Source organism: Rhizobium esperanzae (assembly GCF_014197615.1).
Taxonomy (GTDB): Bacteria; Pseudomonadota; Alphaproteobacteria; order Rhizobiales; family Rhizobiaceae; genus Rhizobium; species Rhizobium esperanzae_A.
Map to the genome: position 1 here is coordinate 384,552 of NZ_JACIFY010000001.1, position 14,070 is coordinate 398,621.

Sequence of the window (14,070 nt, forward strand, 5' to 3'; positions counted from 1 at the left end):
CCGTCTTGCTAACCGAACCCTTCCGGAATTCAATAGTGCCCATGTCGTTTCCACCACGAACGGAGGGTTTTTGTGGCCGATCTTGTCAAAGAATTGATATCAGGCGTCGTCGACACCGTGCTGAAGGAAATCCTCAAGAAAACCAGCGGCCGCGCCACCACGAAGCGCAAGAGGCGGAAAACACGCAGCGCATCGACAACGGCTGCAGCACGCAAGCCAGCCCCGACCACCCGCAAGACGACTGCTGCGACACGCAAGCCCGCCCGCAAGCAGGTCAGCAAGCGCCGCACCGCCGCCGGCCGCAGCCGCCAGCGCCGCAGCTGAACCCCTGCGCATAGGCAGGGCGTCGGCGGCCGTAAGCCGACGTGATGACGCAGGTTTTCAACTCTTGGATTTCAGATTCTCCCCGCCAACCGTAACGCGACGGCAACAATGCCGGAGTGGTCTGACCAGATTGGTCTTTTTTTGGTTCGGGCGGCTGGAATTCCTGCCACCGCATGCTATCTAAAGGCAACGATTGAAACGGCGGGCCTTTAACCCGCCTGTTGAAAGGATCAGGTCCCATGAGCGGCATTCACGAATTCATCGACAACGAAATCAAGAGCAACGACGTCGTCCTCTTCATGAAGGGCACGCCGCAGTTTCCGCAGTGCGGTTTCTCCGGGCAGGTCGTACAGATTCTCGATTACATCGGTGTCGACTACAAGGGCATCAATGTGCTCGCCGATTCGGAAATCCGCCAGGGCATCAAGGATTACTCCAACTGGCCGACGATTCCGCAGCTTTACATCAAGGGCGAATTTGTCGGCGGCTGTGACATCGTCCGGGAAATGTTCCAGGCCGGTGAACTGCAGCAGCATCTCCAGGAAAACGGCGTCACCGTGCGCGGCGCCGCCTGATCGGTCACCGGGCGCGTCCGCCCGGTTTCCAATTCTGTAATCTTGCGTCCGAGGCGCTGCGGCCAGCAGCGCCTTAGCCTGTTTATGGGAATTTCATTGTGACAGATTCATCACAAGCCGTGTCCGCGGGCCGCCTGCCCATGGGCAAACGAGAATTCATCGCGCTCGCTGCCTTCCTGATGGCCGTCAACTCGCTGGCGATCGATATCATGCTTCCGGCCCTGCAGCAGATCGGCGCGAGCCTCGGCGTCGAGAGCGAAAATCATCGTCAATTCGTCGTCTCCACCTATCTGCTCGGTTTCGGCTGCGCCCAGCTGTTCTATGGCCCGCTCTCCGATCGCTTCGGTCGCCGCACGCCGCTTCTGATCGGGCTCGTCGTCTATATCGCTTCCGCCGTCAGCATCGTCTTCGTCCCCTCCTTCGCCGGCCTTCTGGTGCTGCGCTTCATCCAGGGCATCGGCTCGGCGGCAACCCGCGTCATCACCGTCTCCATCGTTCGCGATATCTATGGCGGCCGGCAGATGGCCGAGGTCATGTCGCTGATCATGATGGTCTTCATGATCGTCCCGGTCATCGCCCCCGGCACCGGCCAGATCGTCATGGCCTTCGGCAACTGGCACCTGATCTTCCTCTTCATTGCCGCCATGGCGACGGCTATCGCCGTCTGGGCCTACCTTCGCCTGCCGGAAACCCTGCATCCCGCCAATGTCCGCCCCTTTACCGCCCGCTCGATCTTCGGCGCCTTCAAGCTGGTCCTGACCAATCGCATCGCCCTCTGCTACACCATCGCCAGCACTTTCATCTTCGGCGCCCTGTTCGGCTTCATCAATTCCGCCCAGCAGGTCTATGTCGGCATTTATGATCTCGGCGTCTATTTCCCCTTCGCCTTCGCCGGCGTGGCGATCTTCATGTCGCTGTCGTCCTTCTTCAATTCGCGTTTTGTCGGCAAGCTCGGCATGCGCCGCCTGTCGCACGGCTCGCTCCTCGGCTTCATCGCCATCAACACCATCTGGCTGATCGTCCAGATGGTGAGTTCCGGGCCGATGCCTTTCGCCCTCTTCATCTCCTTCTTCGGCCTTGCCATGTTCCAGTTCGGCTGGATCGGCTCGAACTTCAACTCGCTCGCCATGGAGCCGCTCGGCCATGTCGCCGGCACCGCCTCCTCCGTTCTCGGTTTCATGAGCACGGTCGGCGGCGCCCTCATCGGCGCCGGCATCGGCCAGGCCTTCGACGGCACCGCGCTGCCGATGGTCGCCGGCTATTTCACCGTGTCGATCATCGGGCTCGTCTTCGTACTGATCGCCGAGAAGGGCCGCCTCTTCCAACAGCAGAATCCGGCCGTCTGAACGGCCCACCTCTGAACGGCCACCTCCTCCGCATCCGGGATTTCAACACATGACGCCGCCGCATAAACCGCACCAGGAAAACCAGGGCTCCCGCCGCATCGGCATGGGCTTTGGCGAATTCGTCGTCACCATCGCCATCATGACCGCCAGCGTCGCCATGGCAATCGACAGCATGCTGCCGGCATTGCCCAATATCGGCCATTCGCTCGGCGTCACCAATACCAACGACGCGCAGCTCATCATCGGCGTGTTCCTGCTGGGCTTCGGCATCTCGCAGATCTTCTTCGGCAGCCTTTCGGATACGTTCGGCCGCCGCAACATTCTGCTTGGCGGCCTCGTCTGCTACGTAGTCGGCATGTTTGCCGCCGCAGCAACCGGCAGCTTCGAAATGCTGCTCGTCATGCGCTTCATTCAAGGCGTCGGCGGCGCGGCCGTGCGGATCACCACCATGGCTGTTGTACGCGACTGCTTCGGCGGTCGCGAAATGGCCCGCGTCATGTCCTATGTCATGATCGTCTTCATGATCGTGCCGATCGTTGCTCCCTCCGTCGGCCAGTTGATCATCCTCTACGCCAACTGGCACTGGATCTTCATCCTGCTCGGCGTCATCGCCACCATCCTGTTCGTCTGGGCACTCCTGCGGCTGAAGGAATCGCTGCCGCAGGAAGAGCGGCTGCCGCTGTCGGTCGGCTCCGTCATGGACGGTTTCAAGACCGTGCTCACCAACCGCATTACCTGCGGCTACATGATCGGCCTCACCATGTTCACCGGCGTCATCAGCGGCTATGTGATCTCCGTGCAGCAGGTCTTCGGCGAAGTCTACGGCCTTGGCGACTGGCTGCCGATCGCCTTTGCCGCCACCGCCGGCGGCATCGCTGTCGCCAACTTCGCCAACGGCTTCTTCGTCCGCAAATTCGGCATGCGCCGCATCTCGCATGCCGCGCTGCTGATCTTCACCGCGCTGTCGGCTGTCGGCTTTGTCATTTCGCTGGCCGGCAAGCCGGATTTCGCCGTCGCCTACGGCATCTTCACCGTCGTGCTGATGATGTTTGCCCTGATCGCCACGAATTTCACCGCCATCAGCCTCGAGCCGATGGGCAATCTCGCCGGCACGGCGACCGCCATCACCGGCTTCGTCTCGACGACCTTCGGCACCATCCTTGGCGGGCTGGTCGGCCAGATGTTCAACGGCACGATCCAGCCGCTCTTCGGCGGTTTTGCGATTTTCGGCCTGCTGACCATCGCCGCCACGCTTTGGGCAGAAAACGGCAAGCTCTTCACGCATCCAGGCGACAGCCCGCAACTCGATCCGGGTGCAGGCCACTTCTGAAGCGAGCCGGCCGGCCGCGGAGATTCGGCCGGTGCCAAACTGTTGTGGAACCGAGGAGCAAAGGCATCCGGGATGGACGACCGAATTTTGATCAGGCCGTACACACCAGCTGACGCGGGCGCGACGATTGACATCTTTCTGCGTGCCATCCGGGAAGTCTCGTCCAAAGACTATTCGCCGCCTCAGATAGAGGCTTGGGCAAAGGTGGAAGATCACGGCCTATGGGCGGAGCGCCGCATCAGCAGGCCCGCCTGGATTGCGGAAATCGACGGAGAGCCGGTGGGGTTTTCCGATCTGACCGCTGAGGGCTGTGTGGACATGATGTTCGTCCATCCTCAACTTCAGGGCCTCGGTATCGCAAGCCGGCTCTTGAACACAGTCGAGGCGGAAGCTCTGAGGCGGGGATTCACGAGAATTTATACAGAGGCCAGCCGAACCGCCCGGCCATTTTTCGAGCGTAGGGGTTTCCGCTTGATATCAAGGCAAACCGTCGAGAAACGCGGTCAAAGCTTGGAAAACTTCCTCATGGAGAAGCTTTACGCGTAAAGGGCACGCCCCCCGATGACTGTCCGGATGAAACCGGCATTCCCCGTCATCGGACACGGCCGCAAAATCAGCGTTCTGCGGCCGGGTTTATCTATTCAAACCGTGAAGACCTCACGCCGCAGCAGGTCCCAGGAAGCCTTGTCGGGAGCCACCAGCAGCCCGCCTTCGAGATGGCGCGGCAGATAGGGCGAGCCGTCGAAACGGGCAGCATAACCGCCGGCCTCCTGCGAGATCAACGCGCCCGCGAGGTGATCCCAGGGCATCATTTTGTTATACATCAGATAATGCACATGCCCGCCGGCGAAAGTGCGGTATTCATGCGCCGCACAGCGGTAGTTGGTGAGAAAGCGCACCTTAGCGAGATTTCCGAGAATCTCCGCCCGCTTTTCCTGCCGCAGATAGCCGGTGGAGGCCATGCCGACCATCTGGCCGAGCGCGACAGGCTCGGCCGATTGCAGCCGCCGCGCCTCGCCGTCCGGCCGCCGCAGCCAGGCGCCGCTGCCTTTCTCCGCCATCACCCAGTCGTCGCCCATCGGATCGTAGATGATGCCGGCAATGGTTTCGCCGCCTGATATGACCGAGGCCATGACGCCGAAGGCAGGGATGCCGGCGGCGAAGTTGAACGTGCCGTCGACCGGATCGACGACGATGGCAAGATCGGCATCTGCGAGCCTGCCGAGCAAATCAGGTTCGGCCGCAACCGATTCTTCGCCGAGGAACAGCGCGTCCGGCCAGAGCCGCTCTGCTTCCGCCTTGATCATCCGTTCGGCCCGTTCGTCGGCCTCTGTGACGAGATCGGTTGCCTCGCTCTTGGCGCGTACGTCATCTTCGCCAAGCCGGCGGAAGCGCGGCAGGATCTCCGCCTTCGCCGCACGGCGCAAGAGATCGGCAAGAACGGTCACGTCGACAGTCGCAGTCATGTCAAATCCTTCGGCTCGGCCTCTGGGTCAAGGGTCTCAAATCAAATGCCGACGATCTCACGCCGGATCATCTGCCAGCTTTCCCTGTCGGGGGCGGAGATGATGCCGCCTGTCGTCTCGCCGGGACGATAGGGCGTACCGTCGAATTTCGCCGTATGGCCGCCGGCCTCCTGATGTGCGAGCACGCCGGCCAGGTGATCCCAGGGCATCAGCTTTGCATGGCCGATGAAATGCAGCTTGCCGGAGGCGGCCAGCCAATATTCATAGGCCGAGCAGTTGAAGGCAAAGGTCATCCTGATCTTTGCCATATTGGCCGAGATGCGTGAGCGGTCCGGGTCGTCCATGTGGCCCCATGAGATGCCGCCGACCATCTGGTTCAAGGCGACGGGTTCCGCCACCCTCAGTCTGCTGGATTGCCCGTCCTGCCGCGTCAGGAAGGCGCCCGCCCCTTTGATCGCCGTCACCGTATCGCCGAGAACGGGATCGTGAATGATGCCGGCGACCGTCTCGCCCTTGACGGTTACCGCCAGCATCGTCCCGAAGACGGGAAGCCCGGCAGCAAAATTGAATGTGCCATCGACAGGATCGATCACGAAGGCAAGCTCGGCATCGGCAAGGGCCGGGACGACGGACCGGTCGGCCTCATAAGCCTCCTCGCCGACGACGAGTGCCGAGGGAAAGCGCTCTTTCAGCGCAGCGGTGATCCTGTGCTCGGCGAGCAGATCCGCCTGCGTCACAACATCGATCGCCGAGGTCTTTTCCGAAACATCGGCAGCACCGAGATTGCGAAAACGCGGCATGATCTCGGCCTGCGCCGCTTCCCTGACGCAATCGCCGAGAAAGAGAATATCCTGATCTGAAATCGTCATGCGAATTCCTGTCCTTGATCCAAATAGCCAGCCTGCTTAGCCGGCCATTCATGACGGATCTGTGACACCAAGGGTGGAAAAGTCGAAGAGTTTAGGATCGAGCAGATGCGACGGGTTCACATGCGAAAGCGCGCGCAGCATCGTGTCCTTGCGTCCCGGCATGCGCCGCTCGATATCCGCAAGCATGTCCTTCATCGCATTACGCTGCAGCCCATCCTGCGAGCCGCAGAGATCGCAGGGGATGATCGGAAACTGCATGGCGGCGGCGAATTTCGCGAGGTCGTCCTCGGCGGCATAAGCGAGCGGCCGAAGCACCATCAGGTCGCCCTCGTCGTTCAGAAGTTTCGCCGGCATGGAGGCAAGCCGCCCGCCGTGAAAGAAATTCATGAAGAAGGTTTCGAGAATATCCTCGCGATGATGGCCGAGCACCAGCGCATCGCAGCCCTCCTCCCGCGCGACGCGGTAGAGATTGCCGCGCCGCAGCCGCGAACAGAGCGAGCAATAGGTCGCCCCCTCCGGCACCTTCTCCTTCACGATCGAATAGGTGTCGCGATATTCGATCCGGTGCCGCACGCCGATTTTGGTCAGATAGTCCGGCAGCACGTGCTTGGGAAAGTTCGGCTGGCCCTGGTCGAGATTGCAGGCAACGAGCTCGACCGGCAGCAGGCCGCGCCATTGCAGATCGAGCAGTAGCGCCAGCAGCCCATAGGAATCCTTGCCTCCGGAAAGGCCGACCAGCCAACGCTTCTGCCCCTTCAGCATGTCGAAATCGTCGAAGGCCTGGCGCACCTGCCGCAGCAGCCGCTTGCGCAGCTTGTTGAAGGAGACAGAGCGCGGTGCATCGGCAAACAGCGCATGGCCGATGCCGCTGTCGGCTTCGCCGCTTTCCAGGTCATCCGCGATATTGGCTGCGATATTCATGGCTCCGTCCTATCGAAGATTCATGCTTGCCTTATCAGAAACCCTTCGCCGACACAGCCTCAATCGCCGAAAACAGACCAGCCGGTGCGCGCCGCCAGCATTTCCAGCGCCACGGCGCCGAGCTGCGAATTGCCGACCTTATTGAGACCCGGCGACCACACCGCGATCGAGGCAATGCCGGGCGCAACGGCGAAGATACCGCCGCCGACGCCGCTCTTGCCGGGAAGGCCGACATGATAGGCGAAATCACCCGAGCCGTCGTAATGGCCGCAGGTCAGCATCAGCGCATTGATGCGCCGCGCCCGCTTCGGCGACACCACCGAATGGCCGGTCATCGGATTGCTGCCGCGCGCCGCCAGAAACAGCCCGGCGCGGGCGAGCTGCTCGCAGCTCATCGCGAGCGCGCATTGATGGAAATAGACGCCGAGCACATGGTCGACGGGATGGTCGAGATTGCGATAGGCGCGCATAAAATTGGCGAGCGCGCCATTGCGATAGCCGGTCTGGGTTTCCGAGCGCGCCACCTTGTCGTCGATGGTGATCGATTCGTCGTCGGCGAGATACCGCACGAAGCGCAGAAATTCGCCGATCGCCTCACGCGGCGCATGGCCGGCCAGGACGACGTCGCTGACGGCAATCGCGCCGGCATTGATGAATGGATTGCGCGGGATCCCGCTTTCATGCTCGAGCTGGACGATCGAGTTGAAGGCCGATCCGGACGGTTCACGCCCGACGCGCTTCCACAGGCCTTCGCCGACCTTGCCGAGCGCCAGCGTCAACATGAAGACCTTGGAGATGCTCTGGATCGAGAAGGCGATGTCGGCATCGCCGACACGGTAGACCTTGCCGTCAACGGTAACGATCGCCATGCCGAACTGCCGTGGATCGACCTTGGCCAGCTCAGGAATATAATCGGCGACCTTACCCTCGCCGACCCGCGGCAGAATATCGGTGTAGATGCTGTCGAGGGTCGCCTGCAAATCCGCCATCGCTTCTCTCCGAATAACAAAAAAGCCGCCCGAAAGAGCGGCTTTTCCATAAGCGAAAACGCCTGGTGCTTATTAACGCGAATAGAATTCGACGACCAGATGCGGTTCCATGACGACCGGGAACGGAACGTCGCTGAGCGTCGGAACGCGGCCGAAGGTAGCGACCATCTTGTTGTGATCGACTTCGATATAGTCGGGAACGTCGCGCTCGGCGAGGCTGACGGCTTCCAGAACCGTCACCAGCTGCTTCGACTTCTCGCGAACTTCGATGACGTCGCCGGCCTTGCAGCGGTAAGAACCGATGTTGACGCGAACGCCGTTGACGGTGACGTGGCCATGGTTGACGAACTGACGGGCAGCAAAGACCGTCGGAACGAACTTGGCGCGATAGACGATCGCGTCTAGGCGCGATTCCAGCAGGCCGATCAGATTTTCCGAGGTGTCGCCCTTGCGGCGGTCGGCTTCAGCGAAGATCGCGCGGAACTGCTTTTCGCGCAGGTCACCGTAGTAGCCCTTGAGCTTCTGCTTGGCGCGCAGCTGCACGCCGAAGTCCGAAAGCTTGCCCTTGCGGCGCTGGCCGTGCTGGCCCGGGCCGTATTCGCGGCGGTTCACCGGGGACTTCGGACGGCCCCAGATGTTTTCGCCCATACGGCGGTCAATTTTGTACTTGGACGATTCGCGCTTGCTCATCGCATTTCCTTTCAAAGGTTTACGACGGTTTGTTACCAAACCGCACGAAGGAAACACGCCCTCCTCTGATCTCTTCCGAGATCTGACAGGATATTCCGGTTACGCGAACTGGAACCATCCACGGGACATGTCAAATGAAACACCGGACATTGCTGCCCGGTGCTTGGCGCGGTCTTTAGAGGCCCGTCATGAAAATGTCAACTGCGCCTAAGCCCGAAAGCGCCACTATTCCGCCGCCAGCGGCTGATCGCCTGTATCGGGCGCGTTCGCGTCGCCCGGTGCGGTCTGGCAGTTCATGTCGGGAAAAGCCACGATGCGCTTGCCAGAGAAATCCGTGTGCACGACGACGATCCCCTGCTCTTCGAAATAGCCGAGCAGGCGCCGCGCACGGCGTGCGGAATGGGTGCCGTAGGCGCGGGCAATACGGGCATCCGACGGGCAGGGTTCGCCGCAGGCTGCGGCTTTGGCGAGCATCAGGAAGACGCCCTGCAGGTCGTCGGTGACACCCGACGACAGCGACAGCGCCGTCGCCCACTCGTCGGTCGCGGCTGTCTCGGCATCGACGCCGGAGCGGGAGATCGCCACACGCCGGCGGAAATCCGGCAGCGCAATCGGCGGTCCCGGCACGCGGCGCATACGCAACCGCACGAGAAAATCCTGGTAGAGCACCGAATCGGTACGGAAGGCGGAGGTGGGATCGTCGAGTATTTCGGCCAGCACGCCGGCCAGGCGCTCCTCGCGCTCCTCGGCAGAGACTTCCGCCTGGCTTGCCCTCGCCTCGACGGGCGCAGGTGACGCCGCCGGCGTCGAGCGCGAAAGTTCAGCCAGTATATCGGTGGTCGGCCGTGGGGCCGGCGGCGCGCGGCGCACGAGCGGACGCTGGAATTCCTCCGGATCGGGCGTGAAGATCAGGTCCTCGACATCCTGTGGCGCATCCGGCAGCGGCATCAGCTTCGGGCTGGAAGAGCGCGCCGAGGTTTCCACCGCGCCGATCTGGATCGGCAGCGGCCGGCGCGACAGCGCAGGGCCGAGGGCAACGAAATTGCCGCGCTTCAGATCCCGGAACATCTCGGCCTGGCGCCGATCCATGCCGAGCAGGTCGGCGGCGCGCGCCATGTCGATATCGAGAAAGGTGCGCCCCATCAGGAAGTTAGAGGCCTCGGCCGCGACATTCTTGGCGAGTTTGGCGAGCCGCTGCGTCGCGATCACCCCGGCTAGCCCGCGCTTGCGGCCGCGGCACATCAGGTTGGTCATCGCGCCCAGCGACATCTTGCGCGCATCTTCCGAGACGTCGCCGCCGACCGACGGTGCAAACATCTGCGCCTCGTCGACGACGACGAGAACCGGATACCAATATTCGCGATCGGCATCGAACATGCCATTGAGGAAAGCGGCGGCCGCACGCATCTGTTGCTCGATATCGAGGCCTTCTAGCGTCAGAACGCAGGAGACGCGATGCTGACGGATGCGGTTGGCAATGCCCGCCAATTCCGCCTCGGTGCGCTCGCCGTCGACGACGATATGGCCGAACCTGTCGCTGAGAGTGACGAAATCACCCTCGGGATCGATGATGACCTGCTGCACCCATTGCGCGGACTGCTCGAGCAGACGGCGCAAAAGATGCGACTTGCCCGATCCGGAATTACCCTGGACGAGCAAACGGGTCGCCAGCAGCTCCTCGATATCGAGCGTCGCCGGGCTGCCGGACGCCAATCCCATATCGATGCCAACCTGCAATGCTGATCCTCGCGGCCAAGAGACTCACATGAACGAAGCGCCATTCTTCCGAAACGGCAACGCCCCGTCTATCAAAGAATCTGCTGATTTTCAGGGCCGGATTTCGCCAACCCACAGGACAATTCCGCTCATGCCTTCAGGCCGAAACCCTGCATCAGCCGCCGCGTGGCGAAATCCTGCTTGCCGGAGGTGAAGACCGCAAAGTCGAAATTATCCGGATGGACGGCATCGGCGACCAGCGGCACCAGTGTGCGGGCGCGCCGCGCAATCGCTTCGGCGGGATCCAGCCAGTCGACCGGCCAAGGCGCAAGCCGGCGGAAAAGATTGGCCATGAAAGGATAATGCGTGCAGGCCAGGACGACGATATCGGTTTTCCGACCGTCCTTGTCGACGAAACATTGGTCGATCTCAGTGCGCACGGCCTCATCGGAGACGGCATCGCCGCGAATATAGGCCTCGGCCATGCGCGCAAGGTTCTCCGAACCAACAAGGCGGACATGGCATTGCTGCGCGAAGGACTGGATGAGGTCGCGCGTATAGGCCCGCTTTACCGTGCCGGGGGTGGCGAGCACCGAAACCAGCCCCGAGCGCGTGCGCTCCGCCGCCGGTTTGATCGCCGGCACGGTGCCGACGAAAGTCATCTGGGGAAAGGCGGCGCGCAGGTCGGCGCCGACGAGCGTGAAGGCGGTGTTGCAGGCGATGATGCAGACTTCGGGATCATGCTCCGTCAGCAGCTTGCCGAAGAGCCCGATCACCCGCTCCTTGAGCGCCTCTTCCTCCCAGCCGCCATAGGGAAAGCCGGCATCGTCGGCGACATAGATGAAGCCCCGTTCCGGCATCAGCACGCGCGCCTCACGCAGCACGGTCAGGCCGCCGATGCCGGAATCGAAGAGGAGGACGGGTTTCAGCTCACGCGTCGGTGCTGTCATCTGGCGGTGTTTCCTTGGCCGGTGTCGGGAACCTGCCGCCGCGCGGGCTCTTGCGCGAGAAGCGGTCGAGGGAAGAGATGACGCCGCGCAACACGCTGATTTCCTGCTCCGTGAAAGCCCGGCGGGATAGAACGGCACGCAGATTGTCGATCATTTTCGGCTTTTTCCCGGCAGGATGGAAATATCCGCGCGCATCGAGCGCCTCTTCCAGCTGATCGAACAGGCCGAAGAGCTGTTCCTTGGTCGAGGGCGTCTGCCCCATCGCCTGGAAAGGCACGGCGCCGACATCGTCCATGCCCGATTTCATCCATTCATAGGACATCAGCAGCACGGCCTGGGCGATGTTCAGCGAAGCAAAGGCCGGATTGACCGGAAAGGTGACAATCTCGTCGGCAAGCGCCACTTCCTCGTTCGTCAGCCCCCAGCGCTCGCGCCCGAAAAGAATGCCGGTGCCCTCGCCCGCCCGGAATTTTGCCCTGAGCGTCTCGGCGGCGATGACCGGGGAGCGCACCGGCTTATAACCGTCGCGCTCACGCGCCGTCGTCGCATAAACGAAGTTGAGGTCGGCGACCGCCTGCTCCAGCGTGTCGTAGACCTTCGTCGCCTCGATCACATGATCGGCCTTGGATGCCGTCGCAAGGGCCTTTTCATTCGGCCAGCCGTCGCGCGGATTGACAAGGCGCAGTTCGGCAAGGCCGAAATTCGCCATGGCGCGCGCCACCATGCCGATATTCTCGCCCATCTGCGGCTCGACCAGAATGATGGCCGGCCCCTCTGCCAGAAGTTGACGTTCGCTGTTCGTGCCTGCCATGGTCCTATCCCTGTTTCGAGCGCGCAATAGCCTCGCCCACTGCAAACGGCAAGACATCGGCCTGCGGATAGAGCCTTTCCAGCGCCGAACCGATCATTTCGAGCCCCAATCTGGCGCCCTCCCGCGACAGCGGCAGGTGTCGTCCCGTTGTCCGGGATGTCTTGCGCTCGATCAGGAAACAGGCCGAGCCGCGCGGCGCAGCATTGTCGATCAGCGCGAGATCCGCCGCGATCAGCCTGTGCAGATTGTCGTCGGCAACAGGCATGTCGTAACTCTTCGCCAAAATACGCGCCCAATAGGTGCAGGACAGAAAAATCGCCAGCGTCTGGCGAATCTGGCCGGGCCGCGTCACGACCGACCAGGAGGAGCCGAGTGGCCGCGCCGCCACCGTCACATCGCGGTAACAGGCGTCGATCTTCTGAGACAGCGCGATCAGCTCGAAACTGCTCTTGCCCTCGCCGAGCGCGCCAAGCAGATCGCGCAGCGCCTGGAACCAGCGCGCAAGTGCGGCATCGAGCGCGCCGCGCGTGCGGGTGGGAAAGACGATGAAGGCAACCGCCGTACCGGCTATAGCGCCGATCACGGTCTCGCCGATACGCAGCTTCAACAGATCGAGTGTCAGCACGCCGGTCATGCCGTAGACCAGGCAGAGCACGATAGAAATGAAGAAGGTCATCGTCGCGTAAGAGATCTGCAGGAAATAAAAGGCGAGGAAGATGCAGACGACGGCGACCGGAATGGCAATCGCCTGTTCGCCCGAAATCAGCGTCGCCAGCCCAAGACCAAAGGCGATGCCGAACACGGTGCCGAGCGAGCGCGACAGCGCCTTCATCGCCGTATCGCCGCGCGAATTGGTGTTGGTGAAGACGAGGAAAGAAGCGAGCACGGCCCAGAACCAGCGTTCGCGCGACAAGAGCAGACCGAAGCCCATGGCGATTGCCGAGGCGAGCGTGATCTGCAGCGCCGAGCGCAGCAGCGGATTGCCGAATGAAAAGTCGATCGGCTGGGATTGCGCCGTGTCGTTGATCGTATCGATGCCGGAAAAGCTGGAAGCCTGCCCCTCGTCGATCGCCTGCGTCAGTTGCTGACGCGCCTCGCCAAGCCAGAGCAGTGCCCGCACTGTCTCGCTCTGCGGCCGATCCCCGATTGATTCAGCCATCCCCTCATAGGTGGCAAGCTCGGCCTTGTCGGCCTCGATCACGGCGTGAACGAGCGCAAAAGGCGGCGGGCTCTGGAAACTCAGCACGATGGCGCTCTCGGCGGCAAGATGGGCATCGAAGAGCCGGATCGCCAGTTCGGCTGCAGGGTCGGCGGCACCGTCGAAGACGCCGGCCGGCGGGCGCGGGATGAAGGTCTCCGCCATCAGCACCACCTCCTTCAGCCGGTCCTCCAGCTGGCGCAGCTCCTGCCGGTCGGCGTCACCAACCTCGGCGCTGCCGGCGATGGCGGCGAGCTTGAAGAGGATCTGGTTGATCCTTCCCCTGACGCTTTCAAGCGAGCGCAGCAGGTCGCGCCGCCAATCGTCGGGCAGGAGCACCGCCCTCACCAGATGACCGGCGAGCACCGAGACGACGGGGCCGATCGCCACCTCCGGCAGATCGGCCAGCGAAGGCCGGAAATAGGCGCCCATGAAATAGGAGGTGAAGGCGAACATGCCGATAGCAAAACCGCGCGGCCCGAACACCCGTCCCGCCGATGCAAGCGCGATCACCACCAGGAAGACGAGATCGGAGAGAAAACGGCTATCCTCGAGCCCGGCCGCGACGGCGACGATGGCAAGGCTTGCGACACAACCGAGGAGCCGGGTCACGAGCTGGCGCGCATTTCCCTTATCGCGCACGGCAATCCCGCCTTCGATCGACAGCACGATGCCGAGGCCGAAAGCCGCAGTCGGCAGCGGCAGAATAAGGGCGTGGATAGCAAGCAGGATCAGGAACGAGAGGACGATCGCCAGCGTCACCCGTGAAGCCATGCGCAGACGCGAAAGCGCCGGATCATTGGCAAGCAGCCAGTCGCGAAGCTGAAAACCGGAAAACAAATGCAAGAGCCCTCATGCCACGGAAGGATCGACAGATATCGCCGC

At 62.3% G+C, this 14,070-nt stretch carries 14 protein-coding genes; 5 read left to right on the forward strand and 9 right to left on the reverse strand.

The window, feature by feature from the left end; translation table 11 throughout:
- Positions 1-72 precede the first annotated feature (72 nt).
- The 5 genes from GGD57_RS01985 to GGD57_RS02005 all read left to right on the forward strand — a co-directional run bounded on the left by GGD57_RS01985 (position 73) and on the right by GGD57_RS02005 (position 4,121).
- Positions 73-324: a hypothetical protein gene (locus GGD57_RS01985; protein ID WP_184466314.1), complete on the forward strand. Its 252-nt coding sequence runs from the start codon at positions 73-75 to the stop codon at positions 322-324.
- A gap of 239 nt (positions 325-563) precedes the next feature.
- The gene (gene grxD, locus GGD57_RS01990) at positions 564-899 is read left to right on the forward strand and encodes a Grx4 family monothiol glutaredoxin (RefSeq protein WP_085737390.1); all 336 of its coding nucleotides are present in this window, start codon (positions 564-566) and stop codon (positions 897-899) included.
- A 140-nt stretch (positions 900-1,039) separates the two neighbouring features.
- Positions 1,040-2,245: a multidrug effflux MFS transporter gene (locus tag GGD57_RS01995; RefSeq protein ID WP_184466316.1), complete on the forward strand. Its 1,206-nt coding sequence runs from the start codon at positions 1,040-1,042 to the stop codon at positions 2,243-2,245.
- 49 nt (positions 2,246-2,294) lie between these two features.
- Positions 2,295-3,575, forward strand: coding sequence for a multidrug effflux MFS transporter (locus GGD57_RS02000; protein WP_184466318.1), 1,281 nt, complete (start codon positions 2,295-2,297; stop codon positions 3,573-3,575).
- 72 nt (positions 3,576-3,647) lie between these two features.
- Complete coding sequence (locus tag GGD57_RS02005) at positions 3,648-4,121, forward strand: GNAT family N-acetyltransferase (protein ID WP_184466320.1); 474 nt, start codon at positions 3,648-3,650, stop codon at positions 4,119-4,121.
- A gap of 95 nt (positions 4,122-4,216) precedes the next feature.
- Here the strand turns inward: GGD57_RS02005 and GGD57_RS02010 are convergent, their stop codons facing one another.
- The 9 genes from GGD57_RS02010 to GGD57_RS02050 all read right to left on the reverse strand — a co-directional run bounded on the left by GGD57_RS02010 (position 4,217) and on the right by GGD57_RS02050 (position 14,031).
- Positions 4,217-5,041, reverse strand: coding sequence for an inositol monophosphatase family protein (locus tag GGD57_RS02010; protein WP_184466322.1), 825 nt, complete (start codon positions 5,039-5,041; stop codon positions 4,217-4,219).
- 41 nt (positions 5,042-5,082) lie between these two features.
- Entirely contained in the window at positions 5,083-5,910 is an 828-nt protein-coding gene (locus GGD57_RS02015) for an inositol monophosphatase family protein (RefSeq protein ID WP_184466324.1), read from the reverse strand.
- A gap of 48 nt (positions 5,911-5,958) precedes the next feature.
- Positions 5,959-6,831: a tRNA 2-thiocytidine(32) synthetase TtcA gene (gene ttcA / locus GGD57_RS02020; protein ID WP_010069314.1), complete on the reverse strand. Its 873-nt coding sequence runs from the start codon at positions 6,829-6,831 to the stop codon at positions 5,959-5,961.
- A gap of 59 nt (positions 6,832-6,890) precedes the next feature.
- Positions 6,891-7,820, reverse strand: a complete 930-nt coding sequence (locus tag GGD57_RS02025) for a glutaminase (protein ID WP_184466326.1) — start codon at positions 7,818-7,820, stop codon at positions 6,891-6,893.
- 72 nt (positions 7,821-7,892) lie between these two features.
- On the reverse strand, positions 7,893-8,510 hold the full coding sequence (rpsD, locus tag GGD57_RS02030) for a 30S ribosomal protein S4 (RefSeq protein ID WP_004676212.1): 618 nt from the start codon (positions 8,508-8,510) through the stop codon (positions 7,893-7,895).
- A 225-nt stretch (positions 8,511-8,735) separates the two neighbouring features.
- A complete protein-coding gene (locus GGD57_RS02035; RefSeq protein WP_184466328.1) occupies positions 8,736-10,247 on the reverse strand; it encodes an ATP-binding protein in 1,512 nt (503 codons plus the stop codon).
- A 128-nt stretch (positions 10,248-10,375) separates the two neighbouring features.
- The gene (gene murI, locus GGD57_RS02040; RefSeq protein ID WP_184466330.1) at positions 10,376-11,176 is read right to left on the reverse strand and encodes a glutamate racemase; all 801 of its coding nucleotides are present in this window, start codon (positions 11,174-11,176) and stop codon (positions 10,376-10,378) included.
- Entirely contained in the window at positions 11,157-11,987 is an 831-nt protein-coding gene (locus GGD57_RS02045; RefSeq protein WP_184466332.1) for an RNA methyltransferase, read from the reverse strand. Before GGD57_RS02045 ends, murI begins: the two co-directional genes overlap by 20 nt.
- A gap of 4 nt (positions 11,988-11,991) precedes the next feature.
- The gene (locus tag GGD57_RS02050; protein ID WP_184466334.1) at positions 11,992-14,031 is read right to left on the reverse strand and encodes an FUSC family protein; all 2,040 of its coding nucleotides are present in this window, start codon (positions 14,029-14,031) and stop codon (positions 11,992-11,994) included.
- Between the last annotated feature and the right edge of the window lie 39 nt (positions 14,032-14,070).